The organism is Actinoplanes sp. NPDC049598 (genome assembly GCF_040675435.1).
Classification (GTDB): domain Bacteria; phylum Actinomycetota; class Actinomycetes; order Mycobacteriales; family Micromonosporaceae; genus Actinoplanes.
Genome location: NZ_JBFAOX010000009.1, coordinates 42,229 through 58,779 on the forward strand (window position 1 = coordinate 42,229; position 16,551 = coordinate 58,779).

General features: G+C 71.0%; 17 protein-coding genes. 12 read left to right on the forward strand and 5 right to left on the reverse strand.

Going from position 1 to position 16,551, the window contains the following annotated elements; genetic code table 11:
* Positions 1–23 precede the first annotated feature (23 nt).
* The 3 genes from AB0J66_RS21245 (at position 24) to AB0J66_RS21255 (ending at position 2,352) form a co-directional block, all read left to right on the forward strand.
* The gene (locus AB0J66_RS21245) at positions 24–830 is read left to right on the forward strand and encodes a squalene--hopene cyclase (protein WP_364663118.1); all 807 of its coding nucleotides are present in this window, start codon (positions 24–26) and stop codon (positions 828–830) included.
* A gap of 267 nt (positions 831–1,097) precedes the next feature.
* The gene (locus AB0J66_RS21250; RefSeq protein WP_364663120.1) at positions 1,098–1,613 is read left to right on the forward strand and encodes a hypothetical protein; all 516 of its coding nucleotides are present in this window, start codon (positions 1,098–1,100) and stop codon (positions 1,611–1,613) included.
* 58 nt (positions 1,614–1,671) lie between these two features.
* Complete coding sequence (locus AB0J66_RS21255; RefSeq protein ID WP_364663123.1) at positions 1,672–2,352, forward strand: hypothetical protein; 681 nt, start codon at positions 1,672–1,674, stop codon at positions 2,350–2,352.
* Here AB0J66_RS21255 and AB0J66_RS21260 read toward each other — a convergent pair.
* Positions 2,349–3,596: a glutamate-5-semialdehyde dehydrogenase gene (locus AB0J66_RS21260; RefSeq protein WP_364663125.1), complete on the reverse strand. Its 1,248-nt coding sequence runs from the start codon at positions 3,594–3,596 to the stop codon at positions 2,349–2,351. The genes AB0J66_RS21255 and AB0J66_RS21260 overlap by 4 nt on opposite strands.
* Before the next feature lie 9 nt (positions 3,597–3,605).
* Positions 3,606–4,718, reverse strand: coding sequence for a glutamate 5-kinase (proB, locus tag AB0J66_RS21265; RefSeq protein ID WP_364663127.1), 1,113 nt, complete (start codon positions 4,716–4,718; stop codon positions 3,606–3,608).
* A 61-nt stretch (positions 4,719–4,779) separates the two neighbouring features.
* On the opposite strand from proB, the gene AB0J66_RS21270 reads away from it, so the two are divergent.
* Both AB0J66_RS21270 and AB0J66_RS21275 read left to right on the forward strand, forming a co-directional pair.
* Entirely contained in the window at positions 4,780–5,082 is a 303-nt protein-coding gene (locus AB0J66_RS21270; protein ID WP_364663130.1) for an MGMT family protein, read from the forward strand.
* Entirely contained in the window at positions 5,082–5,885 is an 804-nt protein-coding gene (locus tag AB0J66_RS21275) for an SAM-dependent methyltransferase (RefSeq protein ID WP_364663133.1), read from the forward strand. Before AB0J66_RS21270 ends, AB0J66_RS21275 begins: the two co-directional genes overlap by 1 nt.
* Here AB0J66_RS21275 and AB0J66_RS21280 read toward each other — a convergent pair.
* Positions 5,878–6,558: a TetR/AcrR family transcriptional regulator gene (locus AB0J66_RS21280; protein WP_364663136.1), complete on the reverse strand. Its 681-nt coding sequence runs from the start codon at positions 6,556–6,558 to the stop codon at positions 5,878–5,880. The genes AB0J66_RS21275 and AB0J66_RS21280 overlap by 8 nt on opposite strands.
* 103 nt (positions 6,559–6,661) lie before the next feature.
* Here AB0J66_RS21280 and AB0J66_RS21285 point away from each other — a divergent pair, with 103 nt between their 5' ends.
* A complete protein-coding gene (locus tag AB0J66_RS21285) occupies positions 6,662–7,594 on the forward strand; it encodes an NAD-dependent epimerase/dehydratase family protein (RefSeq protein WP_364663139.1) in 933 nt (310 codons plus the stop codon).
* A gap of 174 nt (positions 7,595–7,768) precedes the next feature.
* On the opposite strand, the gene AB0J66_RS21290 is transcribed toward AB0J66_RS21285, so the two are convergent.
* Entirely contained in the window at positions 7,769–9,160 is a 1,392-nt protein-coding gene (locus AB0J66_RS21290) for a gamma-glutamyltransferase (protein WP_364663142.1), read from the reverse strand.
* 49 nt (positions 9,161–9,209) lie between these two features.
* Here AB0J66_RS21290 and AB0J66_RS21295 point away from each other — a divergent pair, with 49 nt between their 5' ends.
* From AB0J66_RS21295 to nuoH, 6 genes are all read left to right on the forward strand, one after another.
* Positions 9,210–10,538, forward strand: coding sequence for an MFS transporter (locus AB0J66_RS21295; RefSeq protein ID WP_364663144.1), 1,329 nt, complete (start codon positions 9,210–9,212; stop codon positions 10,536–10,538).
* 72 nt (positions 10,539–10,610) lie between these two features.
* Positions 10,611–12,248, forward strand: coding sequence for an aminotransferase class V-fold PLP-dependent enzyme (locus tag AB0J66_RS21300; protein ID WP_364663147.1), 1,638 nt, complete (start codon positions 10,611–10,613; stop codon positions 12,246–12,248).
* A 52-nt stretch (positions 12,249–12,300) separates the two neighbouring features.
* The gene (locus tag AB0J66_RS21305; protein WP_364663150.1) at positions 12,301–12,855 is read left to right on the forward strand and encodes an NADH-quinone oxidoreductase subunit B family protein; all 555 of its coding nucleotides are present in this window, start codon (positions 12,301–12,303) and stop codon (positions 12,853–12,855) included.
* 198 nt (positions 12,856–13,053) lie between these two features.
* The gene (locus AB0J66_RS21310) at positions 13,054–14,352 is read left to right on the forward strand and encodes a DUF2252 domain-containing protein (RefSeq protein ID WP_364663153.1); all 1,299 of its coding nucleotides are present in this window, start codon (positions 13,054–13,056) and stop codon (positions 14,350–14,352) included.
* 14 nt (positions 14,353–14,366) lie between these two features.
* Positions 14,367–15,002, forward strand: coding sequence for an NADH-quinone oxidoreductase subunit C (locus tag AB0J66_RS21315; RefSeq protein WP_364663154.1), 636 nt, complete (start codon positions 14,367–14,369; stop codon positions 15,000–15,002).
* On the forward strand, positions 15,002–15,961 hold the full coding sequence (gene nuoH / locus AB0J66_RS21320; protein WP_364663156.1) for an NADH-quinone oxidoreductase subunit NuoH: 960 nt from the start codon (positions 15,002–15,004) through the stop codon (positions 15,959–15,961). Before AB0J66_RS21315 ends, nuoH begins: the two co-directional genes overlap by 1 nt.
* On the opposite strand, the gene AB0J66_RS21325 is transcribed toward nuoH, so the two are convergent.
* Complete coding sequence (locus AB0J66_RS21325) at positions 15,958–16,533, reverse strand: Uma2 family endonuclease (RefSeq protein WP_364663159.1); 576 nt, start codon at positions 16,531–16,533, stop codon at positions 15,958–15,960. The genes nuoH and AB0J66_RS21325 overlap by 4 nt on opposite strands.
* Between the last annotated feature and the right edge of the window lie 18 nt (positions 16,534–16,551).

Genomic DNA, 16,551 nt, shown 5'->3' on the forward strand with positions numbered 1-16,551 from the left:
CCAGTGGTTGTAGCGTCACCCGAGTGGTAGATATCGACGCCGCCATCGGGTACGTCGTGGCGCACGGCGACCCGGTGGAGCGGGCGCGGCTGTCGTACCTGCGGACCGGGCAGCCACCCGATCCGCAGGTGATCGAGCGCATCGTCGCCGGGCAGACCGACAGCGGCGGCTGGCCCGCCGCGTCCGACGCCTCCGTCCCGTCCGTGGACGCCACCGCGTTCCGCCTGAACGAGCTCGACGATCTGGGCGGCCTGCACGGCCAGCCGGTCGACCGGGCGCTGGCCTGGCTGGCCACCGTGCAACGCCAGGACGGCACCTGGCAGGAGGATGAGGCGCTGGCCGAGGAGGCGCCGGCCTGGGCGATGCCGGGCGATCCCGAGGCCACGCTCTACCTGACCGCCCTCGCCGGCTTCTGGATGACCGTGGCCGAGTTCGAGGCCCACCCCCATCTCGACGTCCCCGCCCGCTACGGCTCGGCCCTGGCCGCCGCGGCCGGATGGGTGGTTGCCCAGTTACGGCCGGACGGCACGTGGCCGTCCTTCCTCGCCGCCGGCTGGCACGCCGCCGGACTGCTGCACGGCCAGCAGTACTTCTACGAGTCGGCCCGGCTCCAGCTGGTCCTGGGCGACCGGCTGCCCGAGATGTCGGCGGCGGACATCGCCTCCATGGCGGCCGCCCTGCGCCGGGTCAACCTGGGCGACGACTGGCTGCTGCAAAGCGCCCGCAAGCGGCTCGGCGACACCCAGCGCACCGACGGCGGCTGGGACAGCGCCGAAGGCCCGATCTTCGACGTGAACACGACCCTCACCGTGCTCCGCGCCTGCCGCTGACTTCTCCCAGGTTCCTCACAGCGCGTCAATGGCTGCAACCAAGCTGCACCTGAATGTGCCTGCTCGGCTACCGTTCAGCTACCCGTCCGCCATTACCCTCCGTAATAACGGCCAATGGGCTGTCCCGGGCAAGCCGGGCATAGTGGTGGCAGGCCCGACGGGGGCCAGGGCGAGGCGAAGATCCGCTGGGCGATGAAGGTTGGTCGCTCCAGTCCGGCGGGGAGCCAGTAGCGAAACCGGCGCCTCTCATCGTGGAGGAAAGCCATCATGCGCAAGTCTGTGAAGAACGCTGTCATCGCCGGTGTGGCCGTGGTCGCCGTCGGCGGCGCCGCCACCGCCGCCTGGGCCGCCTGGAACGTGACCGGCACCGGCACCGCCCAGGCGGTGGCCGAGTCCGCGCTGAACCTCAAGACCGTCGAGACCACCACCGACGCCACTCTCTACCCGGGCGCCACCGGCAAGGCCATCATCAAGATCGAGAACCCGAACAAGTTCCCGGTCGAGGTCACCACGCTCAAGTGGAACCCCAACGACGGCGTCCAGGCCACCCCGCTCAAGGGCAAGACCTGCGGCAACACCGGCGTCTACTTCGGCGACTTCTCGAACGGCCCGGTCGGCACCAACGGCCTGCTCAGCGGCCTGCACCTCACCGTGGATGCCAAGGACACCGCCTCGTTCGAGCTCCCCAACGCCGTCCACATGATCAACAACTCGGAGGACGGCTGCCAGGGCGCCACCTTCAGCATCAAGGTCGCCATCTCCGGCGCCAGCGCCGCCAAGTGATCCGCCGCCGGCGGCGAGGTCCCTCTCGCCGCCGGCTCGCTCGGCCCCGGAGAGCTCGATGACAATTCCCCGCCACCTGTACGCCGTGAGCACCGCCGCCCTGATCGCGGCCACCGTCGTCGCGAACCCGCTCGCCGCCCTGGCTGCCTGGGACGCCTCGGCCGCCGGAGCCGCCGTCGCCCAGGCCGCCTCGCTGCCGGCGGCCGGATCACCGACCACAGTCGTGCGCGGCAACCGGGTCAGACTCAACTGGCCCGACACGACCGGGGTACCGATCCGCGGCTATCGGGTGACCCGGACCGATCGGTCAACCGGACGCACATTCAACGCCGTCGGCACCTGTCGGGCCCTGGTGACCACCAGTTCCTGCACAGACCGTCACGTCCCGGCCGGCTCCTGGACGTACAAGGTCATCGCCGTCGCCGGGATGAACTGGATCTCCCCGCCCGGCGTCGGATCATCAGTGCGGGTCGGCGCCGAGACGGACACAGGGGACAAACCGGCATCTCCAGAACCGTCGACCGCACCCACGGTCGAGCCGACTCCCGCAGCCGAGCCGACTCCTGCAGCCGAGCCGACTCGTGCAGCCGAGCCGACTCCTGCAGCCGAGCCGACTCCCGCAGCCGAGCCGACTCCCGCAGCCGAGCCGACTCCCGCAGCCGAGCCGACGCCGCAGACCGCGCCGGCCCGGTCCGCGCAGCCCACCGAACCGGTCGAGCCGACCGCGTCGCCGTCCTAGCCGCGGGTGTGGCCGTTGCCCGTGACCACGTACTTGGTCGAGGTCAGCTCGGGCAGGCCCATCGGGCCCCGAGCGTGCAGCTTCTGGGTGCTGATGCCGATTTCGGCGCCGAAGCCGAATTCGGCGCCGTCGGTGAAGCGGGTGGAGGCGTTGATCATGACGGCGGCGGCGTCGACGCGGGCGGCGAAGCGGCGGGTGGCCGTGACCGACTCGCTGATGATGGCCTCGGTGTGGCCGGTGCCGTAGCGGCGGATGTGGTCGAGCGCGTCGTCGAGAGAGTCGACCACGCCGACCGAGATGTCGGCCGACAGATATTCCGTGCCCCAGTCCTCCTCGGTGGCCGGCACGATGCTGTCGTCGTACGCGGCCACCCGGGCGTCGCCGTGCACGGTGACCCCGGCGTCGGCCAGCGCGGTCAGGATCAGCGGCAGGAACCGGTCGGCGATCTGCGCGTGCACCAGCAGCGACTCGGCCGTGTTGCAGGTGGACAGTCGCTGGGTCTTGGAGTTCAGCGCGACCGCGAGCGCCTTCTCGAGGTCGGCCGCCTCGTCCACGTACACGTGGCAGTTGCCCACCCCGGTCTCGATCACCGGCACCGTCGACTCCTCGACGACCGCCTTGATCAGCGAGGCGCCCCCGCGGGGGATCAGCACGTCGACCAGCCCGCGGGCCCGCATCAGCTCTTTCACCGAGTCGCGGGACGTGGCGTCGAGCAGCTGGATCGTGTCGGCCGGCAGCCCGGCGTCGGCCACCGCCTGGCGCAGCACCGAGACGATGGCCGCGTTGGAGCTGAGGGCCGAGCCGGAGCCGCGCAGCAGCACCGCGTTGCCCGACTTGAGGCAGATGCCGGCCGCGTCGGCGGTCACGTTGGGCCGGCCCTCGTAGACGATGCCGACCACGCCGAACGGCACCCGGACCTGTCGCAGCTCGAGGCCGTTGGCCAGGGTCGAGCCGCGCACCACGTCGCCCACCGGGTCGGGCAGCGCCGCGAGCTCGCGCAGGCCGTCGGCCATGGCGCGGATGCGGGCCGGCGTCAGCGTCAGCCGGTCGATCATCGCCTCGGACAGGGACGCGTCACGCGCGTTGCGGACGTCGATCTCGTTGGCGGCGACGATGTCGGCCGCCCGTTCCTCCAGGCGGTCCGCCATCAGCTGCAGGGCGCGGTCCTTCTCGGCGCGCGTCGCGTTGGCCAGGTCGATCGAGGCCACCCGTGCGTCGGCGGCCTGCTGCAGGACAGTGCTCATGGGAGCCTCTCAGAGGAGTACGAGGTCGTCACGGTGGACCACCTCACGTTCATAGCCTGGGCCGAGCGCCGCGGCCAACTCGGGGGTGGAGCGTCCCAGCAGCGCGGGCAGCTCGACGGCGTCGTAGTTGACCAGCCCGCGGGCGACCGGGGCGCCGGATCCGGCGTCGACCAGGTCGACCGGGTCGCCGGCGGCGAACGATCCGTCCACCGCCGTGATCCCGGCGGGCAGCAGCGATTTGCGCCGTGCGACCACGGCGGCGACCGCGCCGGGGTCGAGGTGCAGGCGGCCGCGCGGCGCGGTGGCGTGCGCGAGCCAGAAGAGCCGGGCTGCCGGCCGGTGTGAGGCGGCCCGGAACAGGGTGCCGACGTCCTCGCCGGCCAGGGCGGCGCTCGCGTGCGGGGCGGCCGTGAGCACGACCGGGATGCCGAACCCGGTCGCTATCCGGGCCGCCTCGACCTTGGTCACCATGCCGCCGGTGCCCACGCCCGACTTGCCGGGCGTGGCGATGCTGATGCCCTCGAGGTCGGAGTCGTCACCGACATACGAGATCTTGCGGGACGACGGGTCGGACGGGCTGCCGGTGTAGAGCGCGTCCACATCGGAGAGCAGCACCAGCAGGTCGGCCTGGACCAGGGCGGCCACCAGCGCGGCGAGCCGGTCGTTGTCGCCGAAGCGGATCTCCTCGGTGGCCACCGTGTCGTTCTCGTTCACGATCGGCAGGGCGCCCAGGTCGAGCAGTTTGCGCAGCGTGCGGTACGCGTTGCGGTAGTGCGCGCGCCGGGTCACGTCGTCCACGGTGAGCAGCACCTGCCCGACTGTGAGGCCGTGCCGCGCGAAGCCGGCCGTGTAGCGCCCGATCAGCAGGCCCTGGCCGACCGAGGCCGCCGCCTGCTGGGTGGCCAGGTCGCGTGGCCGCCGCGGCAGCCGCAGCGGGGCCAGCCCGGCAGCGATCGCGCCGCTGGACACCAGCACCACTTCGCGCCCGCCGGTCGCCAGACCGCCGAGCGCGTCGACCAGCGCGTCGACGCGCTGCTCATCGATCCCGCCGGAGGCCGTGGTCAGCGAGGACGAGCCCACCTTGACCACGATCCGGCGCGCACCGGTCACTTCATCGCGCACCCGGCCAATTGTGCTCGGACCGGCCCCCGGAACTCCGCCGAGATCCCATATCGTGGCCCGAGTGACACCGCAGGAGTACGTCGAAGAGGTGCTTTCACTCGTGGAGCGGATCCCCGAGGGCCGCGTGATGACGTACGGCGCGATCGCCGACGTGCTCGCCGACGTCTCCGGCCGCAACTCGGCCCGCCAGGTCGGCGCCATCATGGCCCGGCACGGCGGCGGCGTCCCCTGGCACCGCGTGGTCAACAGCGCGGGCCGCACGCCGCCCGGTCACGAGCAGGAGGCGCGCCAGCGTCTGCTCTCCGAGGGGGTCCCCCTGAAGGGGGACCGTGTGGACATGGCCCGGGCGAGCTGGTTGCCCTGATGGAAACCGGACAACCCAGCCGTACGGCGATGAGCGCGGCCCGCTATCGGGCCGCGCACCAGATCCTGGAGCAAGGCAAGATCTTCAAAGATCCCCTGGCCGTACGGATCCTCGGCCGGCCGGAAGAGGAACTGCGGGCCGACGCGCCCAGGCGGGCCATGCGGATGTTCATCGCCGCGCGGACGCGTTTCGCCGAGGACGCGCTGGCCGCGGCCGTGCACAGGGGTGTCCGCCATCTCGTGGTGCTCGGCGCCGGTCTCGACACGTTCGCCTACCGCAACCCGTACGGCCAACTCAGCGTGACCGAGGTCGACCACCCGGACACCCAGGCGTGGAAACGCGGGCGGCTGGCCGCCGCGGGCATCACCATCCCGCCGTCGGTGACCTACCTCGGCGTCGACTTCGAGCGGGAGTCGCTGGGGGAGCGGCTCGAGCTGGACGGGCCGGCGTTCTTCCTCTGGCTCGGTGTGGTGCCCTACCTGACCCGGGAAAGCTGTCTCGAGACGCTCCGGGTGGTCGGGGAGCGGGTCGGCAACGAGGTCGTCTTCGATTACGCCCAGTCACCGTCGACCATGCCGCCGGAGCGGCGGGAGCAGCTCGAGGCGCGGGCGTCGCGGGTCGCGAAGCTCGGCGAGCCCTGGCTCACGTATTTCGAGCCGCCGGAGATCGCGGCGGTGCTCGGCGGGCTCGGCTTCTCCGCGATCGACGACCTGGGCCCGTCCGGGCTGGCCGCACGCTATTTCGGCCGTTCTGACGTGCCCCCGTCGACCCCGGGCGGCCACGTTCTCCACGCGGTCAGATGAGCCCGATCCGGTCGGCCGCGCCGCGCATCTGGTAGTCGAAGAAGCCGCGACGATCCTGGTCGACCGAGTTCTTGAGCTGGCCGAACAGCTCCGCGCTGATCGCGCCGCTGAGGTGGAGGAAGGCCGACAGCGCGGCGGCGACCAGACGTGGCGGGACGCCCGGGGCGTACTGCTCGGCGACCCCGGCCAGCTCGTCGGCGAACCCGCCGCTGATCGGCGCCCGCTCGGCGGTCTTCCCGGCCTCGTACGCGTTCTTGACGATGCCCGCGATCAGCAGGATCACCCGGGTGGCGGGGCCGATGGTGTCCTGCGGCGCCTCGTAGCCGGGGACCGGGCTGCCGTAGATCAGGGCCCACTCGTGCGGATTGGCCAGCGCCCAAGCCCGTACGGCATGGGTTGCCTCCAGGAACTGATCCAGGCCCTCCGCCCGGGTGGCGGCGGCGCGCTCGGCCGCCTCGCCGACCGCGTTGTAGGCGTCGATGATCAGCGCCGTGAGTAGTTCGTCGCGGCTCGCGAAGTACCGGTAGACCGCGGACGACGCCATCCCCATGTCCCGCGCGACCGCGCGCAGGGAGAGATTCGCACCGTCCGTGACCAGGTGACGCTTGGCCACCGCCTTGATCTCTTCGGTCATCTCGGCCCGCACCCGGGCGCGTACTCCTGAGGCGCTCATGCGGACCAGTGTGCCATAACGAGAGCAGTGCTCTTGCTTTTGCTCGACAGGCATGTAATCGTTGTTCTCAACGGAGAGCACTGCTCGCAAAGGAGAACATGTCATGGCTTCACATGTGATCGTCGGTTCCGGCCCGATCGGCTCCTCGATCGCCCGTCTGCTCGCCGAGCGCGGTGACAACGTCACGATGGTGACCCGCAGCGGCAGCGGCCCGGCCCACCCGCTGATCGAGCGGATCGCCGCCGACGCCTCCGACGCCCGCCGGCTCACGTCCCTTGCCGAAGGCGCCGAGGCCCTCTACAACTGCGCGAACCCGAAGTACACGGAGTGGGAGAAGCTCTGGTTCCCGATGAACGACGCGATGATCGCGGCAACGAAGGCGAACGACGCGGTCTACGTGCTCACCGGCAACCTGTACGTCTACGGCCCGCAGCCCGGCGGGCACATGAACGAGGGCACGCCGATGGCGGCGGTCGGCCGCAAGGGCAAGGTCCGTATCAAGATGTGGCGGGATGCCCTGGCCAGCGGTGTGCGCACGGTCGAGGTGCGCGGCTCCGACTACCTCGGCGCGGGCGCGGTCGGCGTCTTCTCGTCGGTGCTGCTGCCGGCCATCAACAAGGGCAGCAAGTCGGTCTGGGTGCCGGGTGACCCGACCCTGCCGCACAGCTTCACCTACACCGGCGACATGGCCCGCACGATGACCACGCTGGCCGGCGACTCACGCGCCTGGGGCAAGGCCTGGCACGCCCCGACGGCCGCCCCGGTCACCATCGCCGAGCTGGCCGACCGCTACTGCGCCCTGACCGGCCGGCCCCGGCTCAGCCTGCACAAGATGCCGCGCTTCATCATGCACACGGCCGGCCTGGTCCACCCGATGAGCCGCGAGCTGGCCGAGATGGACTACCAGTTCTACGCCCCCTTCCACCTGGACAGCTCGCTCACCGAGCGCACCTTCGGCCTGACCCCGGCCCCGCTCGAGACCGGCATCCGCGAAACCGCCGAAGATGCCGCCACCATCGCCTCCCGCACGATGTGACGCCGCCTCAGAGCGGGAGGCTGAAGCCGCCTGAGAGCAGGGGGTCGGAGCCGCCTGAGAGCAGGGGGCCGGAGCCGCCTCAAGCCGGGAGGCCGAGGCCGCCTCAGGGCAGGGGCCGGAGCCGCCTCAAGCCGGGAGGCCGAGGCCGCCTCAGGGCAGGGGGCCGAAGCCGCCTCAGAGCAGGAGGCCGACGCCGTCGCGACGAGGGTCGCCGGCGGCGCCGGCCTGACCGACCGCGGTCACCCCGCCGAAGTAGTGGTTCTTGTCCGGCCACTGCCGGATCTGAAAGCCGGCGTTGGCGAGCGCGGCCAGCTCGTCGCGACGGCACCCCGGCTCGGCGTGCACGGTGTCGTCGACGACGTGGAACCGGGGCCGCCCGATCGCCCCGAGCATGTCGAGATCGTCGACCAGCACCCCGAGCAACGTGGTGATCAGCGCCGTCCTGATCCGCGAGGCGCCGGCCGAGCCGGCCGCGACCGCCAGCTCGCCGTCCGGGTCGATCACCACGAGCGGGCACATGTTCGACGACATCCGCCGGCCCGGCGCCAGGTCGCTGGTGACCAGCTCACCCTCGCCCAGCATCGAGTTGAGGTTAATGCCCAGGCCGGGCAGCCAGACCCCCGACCCGAGCCCGAGCGTCGTGGTGATGACGCAGGCGTTCCCGTCCGCGTCCACCACCGAGACGTTGGTGGTGTCGCCGATCTTCTGCCGCCCCTGGTCACGCAGCGCCGTGGCCACCCCGACGGCCCGCCCCGGCTGGGACAGGTCGTCCGGCAGACCGGCGATCGTGTCCACCGTCCGATTGAGATCGTGCCGCGCCCGCACCCGATAGCCCGCCAGCATCGCGTGGTCGACCGGCGTCTCCAGCACCCGGTAGTCGGCCAGGTCGCGCGGCCCCAGACAGCCGTTCGCCTTGCGCACGGTGTCGACCAGGACCTCCGCATACTCGCCCGTGTAGAAGACGGCCGGCCCCTCGGCCGCCAGCCGCTCCATCGCCGTGCCGAGCCCCTCGTGGCGCAGCAGGTCGCCGCCCTGCAGCCGCCGCCCGCCGGGCGTGTAGACGTCGGCGCCCTCACCCCAGGCCAGCGCCGGCGCGCAGGCGTCGAGGGTCCGGGCGTGCGCCGCCGGCACCGCGACCCCGCTGTGGGCGATCTCGATCGCCGGCGCCACCACCTGGGCCCACGGCAGGCGGCCCCACCGCTGATGCACCTCGCCGCAGCCGGCCGGCACTCCGGGAACGGCGACGCTGGCCCCGCCGATCTCGTAGACCTGCGGCATCCCCCCGAAGAACACGTCCACCGCGACCATCGGCCCGGCCTCGACGTCGCCGTCCGTACCCGGCACCGAGACGAAGAAGTCGAGGCAGGTGATCTCCCCGCTGGCCGCGTCGAAGTACGTGGCGAAGCCGCCACCACCCAGTCCGGTGTAGATGGTCTCGGCCACGCAGCAGGCGAGGACGGCCGCGACCGCGGCGTCCGCCGCGGAGCCTCCCTCACGCAGGATCCGCAGCCCGGCCTCCGCGGTCGCCGGATGACTCGCGGCGACCCCAGCGGGAATCCTTTTCATCCCGCGAAGCGTAGAGCCAAGCGCATGATCATGGTTACCATCCGCGTTCATGACGACTGCGGGTCCCTCTCCCGACGTACGGCCCGCGCCCGCGCTGCCTCGTCGTGTTTTGGCCGGATATTCGGTGGGTTCCCTGGTGACCGGCGCCTTCGGCACCGTGCCGGGTTTGCTCCTCCTGCCCTATCTGACGGATACGTTAGGTGTCGCGGCTGGCGTCGCCGGCCTGCTCGTCCTGCTGCCGAAGGCGTGGGACGTGCTTGTCAACCCCGTCGCCGGCCGGATCTCCGACCGCAGCGGCGACCGCCGGCCGTTCCTGCTCGTGGCCGGCCTGCTTTTGAGCGTGCTGTTCGCCGCGATCTTCGCCGGCCCGGTGCGCAGCGGGGCGGGCGCCGGCGCCTACGTCGCCCTCGCCTTTCTCGCGGCGGCCACCGCCTACGCCTTCTTCCAGGTGCCCTACGTCGCCATGCCGGCCGAACTGACCGACGGTTACGGCGAGCGCACCCGGCTCATGACCTGGCGGGTCGCCGTCCTGGCGCTGGCCATCCTGATCTCGGGCGCGGTGGCGCCGCTCGTCGTGGAGCAGGCGGGCGGGGGACTGACCGGCCATCGCTGGGCGGGCATCTTCGTCGGCCTCCTCATCGTCGTGGGCACGCTGGGCGTGTATTTCGGCACGCGCGGGGCCGCGACCCACACCGCGCCGGCCGCCGAGCCCGACCTGCGGACTCAACTGCGGGTCGCGGCCGCGAACCGGCCCTTCCGCGCACTGCTGCTCTGCTGGGTGATCCAGGCCGTCGGCATCGGCACGATGCTCGCCGGCGTGCAGTATTTCGCCGACCACGTCGTCGGCCGGGAATCGGGCGCCACCTTCCTCTTCGCCGCCTTCGTCGGGCCGGCGCTGCTGGTCATGCCACTGTGGACGCGCGCGGGCCGCCGCTTCGGCAAGCTTCGCTCGCTGGTCGCCGGGTCGCTGCTCTTCGCGGCCGGCGCCCTCGTGCTGCTGGCCGCGCCGGTCATGCCGCCGCTGCCGATCTACCTGGTCGTGGCGGTGATCGGCGTCGGTTACGCCGGGCAGCAGGTCTTCGCGATGGCGATGCTGCCGGACTGCATCGCCTACGACACCGAGCGCACCGGCAAACGGCAGGCCGGCGTCTTCACGGGCCTCTGGACGGCTGGTGAGACGCTGGGCCTGGCGCTCGGGCCGGGGTTGTACGCATTGGTCCTCCAACTTTTCGGATATGTGTCGTCCTCGACCGGCGAAGCGGCCGCGCAGGACGACACGGCCCGGCTGGGCGTGCTGCTCGGTTTCACCGTGGCGCCGGCCGTGCTGGTCGCCGCCGCGGTCCCCCTATTACGCGCCTACCGGGACATCGCCCGGTAGATACTTAGGTAGGGGTCGAGGGGATCCTTTGGTCGCTTATCCCCGAGTGGATCGTCGATTAGCGTCAGCGGCATGTTCGAGGCGCTGCCCGACAAGGGCGTTCCAGGTGACCAGATCCTCGCCGAGCTTCAGCAGCTGCGGGCGGCCGATCTGCCGACGCACGGCGGCCGGCTCTTCGCGTATGTCTACGACCCCGCGCTGGACGGCCTCGACGATCTGGCCCAGGCCGCTTATGCGGTCTCCGCGCATGTCAACGGTCTCGACCCGACCGCCTTCCCGTCGCTGCTGGCCATGGAGAACGCGTTGGTCGGGGCCGCGGCCGGCCTGCTCGGCGGCGACGAGCACACGGTCGGCAGCGTCACCAGCGGCGGCACCGAGTCACTGATCCTGGCGGTCAAGGCGGCCCGCGATTCCCGCCCCGAGCTGATGACCCCGCGCCTGGTCATCCCGTCCACCGCCCACGCCGCCTTCGCCAAGGCGGCCCATTACCTGCGCGTCGCCCTCGACGTCGTGCCGGTCGGCGCCGACCTGCGCGCCGACCCGGCCGCCCTGGCCGCCGCCATCGGCCCCGACACCGTGCTGGTCGCCGCCTCCGCCCCGTCCTATGCACACGGCGTGGTCGACCCCATCCCCCAGATCGCCGCCCTCTGCGCCGAGCGCGGCGTGCGCTTCCACGTCGACGCCTGCTTCGGCGGCTGGGTCCTGCCGTACCTCCGTCGCCTAGGGGCCGACCTGCCCGCCTTCGACCTCTCGGTCCCCGGTGTCACCAGCATCTCGGTCGACCTGCACAAATACGCCTACGCGGCCAAGGGCGTGTCGATCCTGCTGCACCGCGACGAGGCCCTGCGCCGACCGCAGTACTTCGCCTACGCGGGCTGGCCCGGCTACACGATGATCAACCCGGTCATCTCGTCCACCCGCTCGGGCGGCCCCATCGCCGCCGCCGTCGCCACCCTCCGCCACATCGGCGACGCCGGCTACCTCGACCTGGCCACCCAGACCCGCGAGGCCGTGACCCTCCTGGCCGCCGCCGTCACGGCCACCCCCGGCCTCCGCCTCTACAGCCCACCCGAAACCACCGTCGTCTGCCTGACCACCGACCTCAGCCCCTCCGACAAGAGCCCTGACGACCACAGCCGCCTCGACGATGGCGGTGGTCGTGGCGCGGGTGTCCGGGATGATGACGGTGGGGGTGTCGAGGGCGATGGTGGTCCTGGCGGCGGTGGCGACGATGGTCATGGCAGCGACGGTCATGGTGGTCGTGGAGACGGCGGGGGTAGCGGCGAAGGCGGTAATCCCATCGACCTCTTCGTCCTGGCCGATGAGCTGGCCGCTCGCGGCTGGCACACTCAGCCGCAGATGGCGTTCGCCGACATGCCGCCCACCATCCACCTGACCGTGACGGCCTCCGTCCGCGCGACGGCGCCCGGCTTCGCGGCCGACCTGGCCGACGCCGTGGCGGCGGCTCGGGCCGCGGGCCCGGTCTCTTTGCCCGCCCCCTTGCTCGAGGCTGCCGGCGCTCTGACCCCCGAGCAGGTCACGCCCGAGCTCATCGCCGGCCTGGCCGAGACCATGGGTCTGGGCGGCGGCGACTTCACCAGGATGGCCGCCGTCAACTCCCTGCTCAACGTCGCCCCACCCGGCCTGCGCGAGGCCTTGTTGACCGGCTTCCTGAGCTTGCTCCAGCGCCCCACCCGGCCGGAGCGGTAGGGCAGGGGCCGGGCTGGCGGTGGGGGCGCGAGGTAGGGAGTAGGTTGAGGCGGTGTCCGGTCTGCCAGGAGTTATCGGGGATCCCATCAAGTTCGTGTTGAACTGGGGGCGGCGTTATTCGCTCTGGGTGTTCAACTTCGGGCTTGCCTGCTGTGCGATCGAGTTCATCGCGTCCAGCATGAGCCGGCATGACTTCATGCGGATGGGGGTCATTCCGTTCGCGCATGGGCCTCGCCAGGCTGACCTCATGGTGGTGTCGGGCACGGTGACCGACAAGATGGCGCCGGCGATCAAGCGGCTCTATGACCAGATGCCGGAGCCGAAATATGTGATCTCGTTCGGGTCGTGTGCCAACTGTGGCGGGCCCTACTGGGATTCGTACTCGGTCACCAAGGGGGTCGACCAGATCATTCCGGTCGACGTCTACGTGCCGGGGTGCCCGCCCCGGCCGGAGGCGCTGCTGCACGGCATTCTGCGCCTGCAGGAGAAGATCGCGGCCGAGCAGGCCGGGCCAGGCGGGGTGTCGCGGCCCGACCCCCTGGCCGCGCCGCGCGACGCGATGTCGCTGAGCGCGCCGGTCGTCAGCCCGCCGCCCACCGCGGGCTGAGCGCGCCGGTCGTGAGCCCGCCGCGCGACGCGGGCTGAGCGCGTGGGACGTCAACCCGCCGCCCGCCGCCCGCCGCCCGCTGCCCGCTGCCCGCTGGCCGCCGCCCGCTGGCCGCTGAGCTTCGGTCATGGGCTCGTGCCCGACGCGTTGTGACTGAGCGGCGTCGGGGCGTGCAAGTGGGGACTAGTCTCCGCAGGTATGACTGAGCACCGTGCGGACTTCATCATCGAGGTTCTGAGCAGGGAATTCGGGGCGTTGATCGCGGTCGATCCGGCTGCCTTCCGGCGCAAGTTCCGGAAGATGGCGGCGTCGCCGTTCGCGTTCTATCGGGGGAGCGCTTCTCTGTTCTACGCCGACCTGTCCAGTGGGTATGCCGACGACAGCTTTCTGGACGAGCGGACCAGCCGGGTCTGGATCCACGGTGACCTGCATGCCGAGAACTTCGGGACGTACATGAATTCGTCGGGGCAGCTCGTCTTCAACGTCAACGACTTCGACGAGGCGTACGTCGGGCCCTTCTCCTGGGATCTCAAGCGCTTCGCGGCCAGCGTGGCCCTCATCGGGTACCAGAAGGCGCTGTCCGACGACAACATCACCGACCTGGTCACGGCGTTTGCCCGGTCCTATCTCACCGAGTTGCGGGCCATCGCGACCGGCGGCGACGATGCCATCGGCTCGATCACGCTGGACAACGCGGATGGTGTGCTGCGCCGGGTGCTGCAGGAGGCGCGCCTCAACACGCGTGTCGACCTGCTCAACTCGCAGACCGTCATCGACGACTACGAGCGCCGGTTCGCGCTGCTGGACGGCGTGTTCGAGACCGATGAGGCCACCGACGCCGCGGTCACGGCCGCCTTCGAGCAGTATCTGGGCACGCTGCCGCAGGCCACGCGGCCGGTCGCCTCCCACATCAAGGACATCAAGCTGCGCAAGGGCGTCGGCATCGGCTCGGCCGGCCTGCCCAGCTACAACCTGCTGCTGGAGGGCCACACCCAGGCTCTGGAGAACGACGTCGTCATCTACATGAAGCAGGCCCAGGTGCCGGCCGTCGCGCGCTGGGTCGACGACGAGCGGGTCCGGGCCTACTTCGAGCACCAGGGGCACCGTACGGCCGAGTCGCAGCACGCCCTGCAGGCGCACGCCGACCCGTGGGTCGGCTACACCACCCTGGACGGTGTCGGCCAGCTCGTGGCCGAGGTCTCGCCCTACGCGGCCGACCTCGACTGGGCCGATGTGAACGAGCTCGAGGAGCTGACCGGTGTCGTGGCCGACCTGGGCCGGGCCGTCGCGCGGATGCACTCGGTGGCCGACGACGAGTCGACTCACGACCTCGTCGACTTCTCCACCGAGGAGGCGATCGTGGCCGCCGTCGACAAGGACGAGGCCGGTTTCGTGCGGCACCTGGTCGAGTTCGCGCACCGCTACGGCGACCAGGCCCGCGAGGACCACCAGGATTTCGTCGATGTGTTCCGCAACGGCCGGCTGCCGGGTCTTTAAAATAGGATGTCGCCATGACGCCTGAAGAGGTCGGCGAGCGCCTGGTCGCGCTCCTGACGGACGACTCCCCGGACGCGCCTCCGGGCGAGATCGTGGCCGGCCTCTCCGGCGGCGGCCCCGGTCATGCGCGGGCCGTCGTCGACGTGCCGGTCGCCCGCTGGTGGGAGACGGTCGGCACGGCCAAGCACAACGGCGCCCTGGGCTGTGACTTCTTCGACTGGCTGTCCGCTGTCGACGAGGGGGACGACGGGTTCCGGGTGGTCGCCCACCTCTACTCGACCCGGCGGCGGCACGCCCTGCTGGTGCGGACGCTGGTGCCCCGCGACGAGCCGGTCATCGAGTCGGTGACCGAGCTGTTCGCCGGCGCCGACTGGCATGAGCGCGAGACGCACGAGATGTTCGGCATCACCTTCGCTCGTCATCCGGACATGCGGCCTCTGCTGCTGCCGCCCGGCTTCGAGGGGCATCCGCTGCGCAAGGAGTTCATCCTGGCGTCCCGGGTGGCCAAGGCGTGGCCGGGCGCGAAGGAGCCGGGGGAGTCCGAGGCCGGCACGACGAAGCGCGCACCCATGCGGCCCCCGGGCGTGCCCGACCCGAACGAGTGGGGTCCCAGAGCCGCGCCGTCGATTCGTGGCGGCGGAGCTGAATGATGCCTGTCTGGCTGGATCTGACCATACGGGTGCTGGCCGTCGTGGCCGGCTTCCTCGTGCTGCCGCTGGTTGTCGGCCAGACCGAGCACAAGGTCATGGCGCACATGCAGGGCCGGCTGGGCCCGATGTACGCGGGTGGCTATCACGGCTGGGCGCAGCTGGTCGCCGACGGCGTGAAGTTCGTCCAGAAGGAGGACATCACGCCCCGGGAGGCGGACCGGAGGGTCTTCCGTCTCGCGCCGTTGGTCGCCCTGTTCCCGTACCTCCTGGTCCTGCTTGTCATCCCGCTCGGGCCCGGCGGCCTCGTCGCCCAGGCCCTGGACGTGGGGTTGTTCTTCGTCCTGGCCGTGCTCGGCGTCGGTGTGGTGGCCGTGCTGATGTCGGCGTGGGCCTCGGCCAACAAGTACAGCCTGCTCGGTGGTCTGCGCGGCGCGGCCCAGCTCCTCGGCTACGAGCTGCCGCTGGTGCTCGCGGCGGCCAGTGTGGCCATGGCCGCCGGCACGCTCAGCCTGCCCGGCATCGTCGAGGCGTGGCGCCCCTGGTGGCTGTTGTGGCAGGCCCCGGCCGCCCTGGTCTTCTTCGTGGCCGGTCTGGCTGAGATCCGGCGTCCACCGTTCGACATGCCGATCGCCGACTCCGAGCTGGTCTTCGGCTACATGACCGAGTACACGGGCTTGCGCTTCGCGTTCTTCCTGCTCGCGGAGTACGTGGGCATCGTCGTGATCGCCGCCCTGACCACCGTCCTGTTCCTCGGCGGCTGGCACGGGCCGCTTGAGGACCAGCTGGGCTGGTTGTGGACGCTGGTGAAGATCTTCGCCGTCTCGTTCGTCATCATCTGGCTGCGCGTCAGCTACCCGCGGCTGCGCGAGGACCAGCTGCAACGGCTCTGCTGGCTGGTCCTCGTGCCGGTGTCACTCGCTCAGCTGGTCGTGACCGCCACGGTCAAGGTCCTCACCTAGAGATTGCGCGGGCGCACGCTGGCCAGCGGGATCTCGATCGGCCAGGGCTGATCGAGGCGGATGGTGTCGTCCCCGGAGAAGACCGCGACCTCGTCGTAGCTCTGCGTTCCACGGTTGAGCTCGAAGGCGGTGATCTCCAGGCCCCCGAGCGTTTCGATCAACCAGAAATGCGGGATCCCGGCGTGGGCGTAGCCGCTCGGCTTGGTCACCCGGTCGGTGCCTTTGGTGCTGGGCGAGACGATCTCGGCCGCGAGCACCACGTCGGCGGCGGGGAATTTGCCACACCCGGACTTGGCCGCCTCAAAGTTGATCACCAAGAGGTCCGGGATGTAGACCTCTTTCGGAGCTAACTCGACTTCGTTGGCCTGACTGACGAAGAGCTCCTCCGGACAGCTCTGTGTCAGGGCGACGCCCAAGAGCATGGCGAGGGTCTGGTGGATGCTGGATGGTGAAGGGGTCACGTGCATTACTCCGTTGAATAGTTCACGGCGCACGCCATCCTCGGGGAACTTCTCGAGATCGCTGGAAGTCCAGTCGTCCTTCGGGGGCGTGTCGCTGGTCAAAGCGCTCATGAATCGCCTCCCGGTATT

What these genes read in the sequence shown, in the direction of transcription:
- AB0J66_RS21250 (WP_364663120.1), top strand. Translation starts at nt 1,098, where the DNA reads ATGCGCAAGTCTGTGAAGAACGCTGTCATCGCCGGTGTGGCCGTGGTC.
- AB0J66_RS21255 (WP_364663123.1), top strand. Translation starts at nt 1,672, where the DNA reads ATGACAATTCCCCGCCACCTGTACGCCGTGAGCACCGCCGCCCTGATC.
- AB0J66_RS21260 (WP_364663125.1), bottom strand. Translation starts at nt 3,596, where the DNA reads ATGAGCACTGTCCTGCAGCAGGCCGCCGACGCACGGGTGGCCTCGATC.
- AB0J66_RS21275 (WP_364663133.1), top strand. Translation starts at nt 5,082, where the DNA reads ATGGAAACCGGACAACCCAGCCGTACGGCGATGAGCGCGGCCCGCTAT.
- AB0J66_RS21280 (WP_364663136.1), bottom strand. Translation starts at nt 6,558, where the DNA reads ATGAGCGCCTCAGGAGTACGCGCCCGGGTGCGGGCCGAGATGACCGAA.
- AB0J66_RS21285 (WP_364663139.1), top strand. Translation starts at nt 6,662, where the DNA reads ATGGCTTCACATGTGATCGTCGGTTCCGGCCCGATCGGCTCCTCGATC.
- AB0J66_RS21290 (WP_364663142.1), bottom strand. Translation starts at nt 9,160, where the DNA reads ATGAAAAGGATTCCCGCTGGGGTCGCCGCGAGTCATCCGGCGACCGCG.
- AB0J66_RS21295 (WP_364663144.1), top strand. Translation starts at nt 9,210, where the DNA reads ATGACGACTGCGGGTCCCTCTCCCGACGTACGGCCCGCGCCCGCGCTG.
- AB0J66_RS21300 (WP_364663147.1), top strand. Translation starts at nt 10,611, where the DNA reads ATGTTCGAGGCGCTGCCCGACAAGGGCGTTCCAGGTGACCAGATCCTC.
- AB0J66_RS21310 (WP_364663153.1), top strand. Translation starts at nt 13,054, where the DNA reads ATGACTGAGCACCGTGCGGACTTCATCATCGAGGTTCTGAGCAGGGAA.
- AB0J66_RS21315 (WP_364663154.1), top strand. Translation starts at nt 14,367, where the DNA reads ATGACGCCTGAAGAGGTCGGCGAGCGCCTGGTCGCGCTCCTGACGGAC.
- nuoH (WP_364663156.1), top strand. Translation starts at nt 15,002, where the DNA reads ATGCCTGTCTGGCTGGATCTGACCATACGGGTGCTGGCCGTCGTGGCC.
- AB0J66_RS21325 (WP_364663159.1), bottom strand. Translation starts at nt 16,533, where the DNA reads ATGAGCGCTTTGACCAGCGACACGCCCCCGAAGGACGACTGGACTTCC.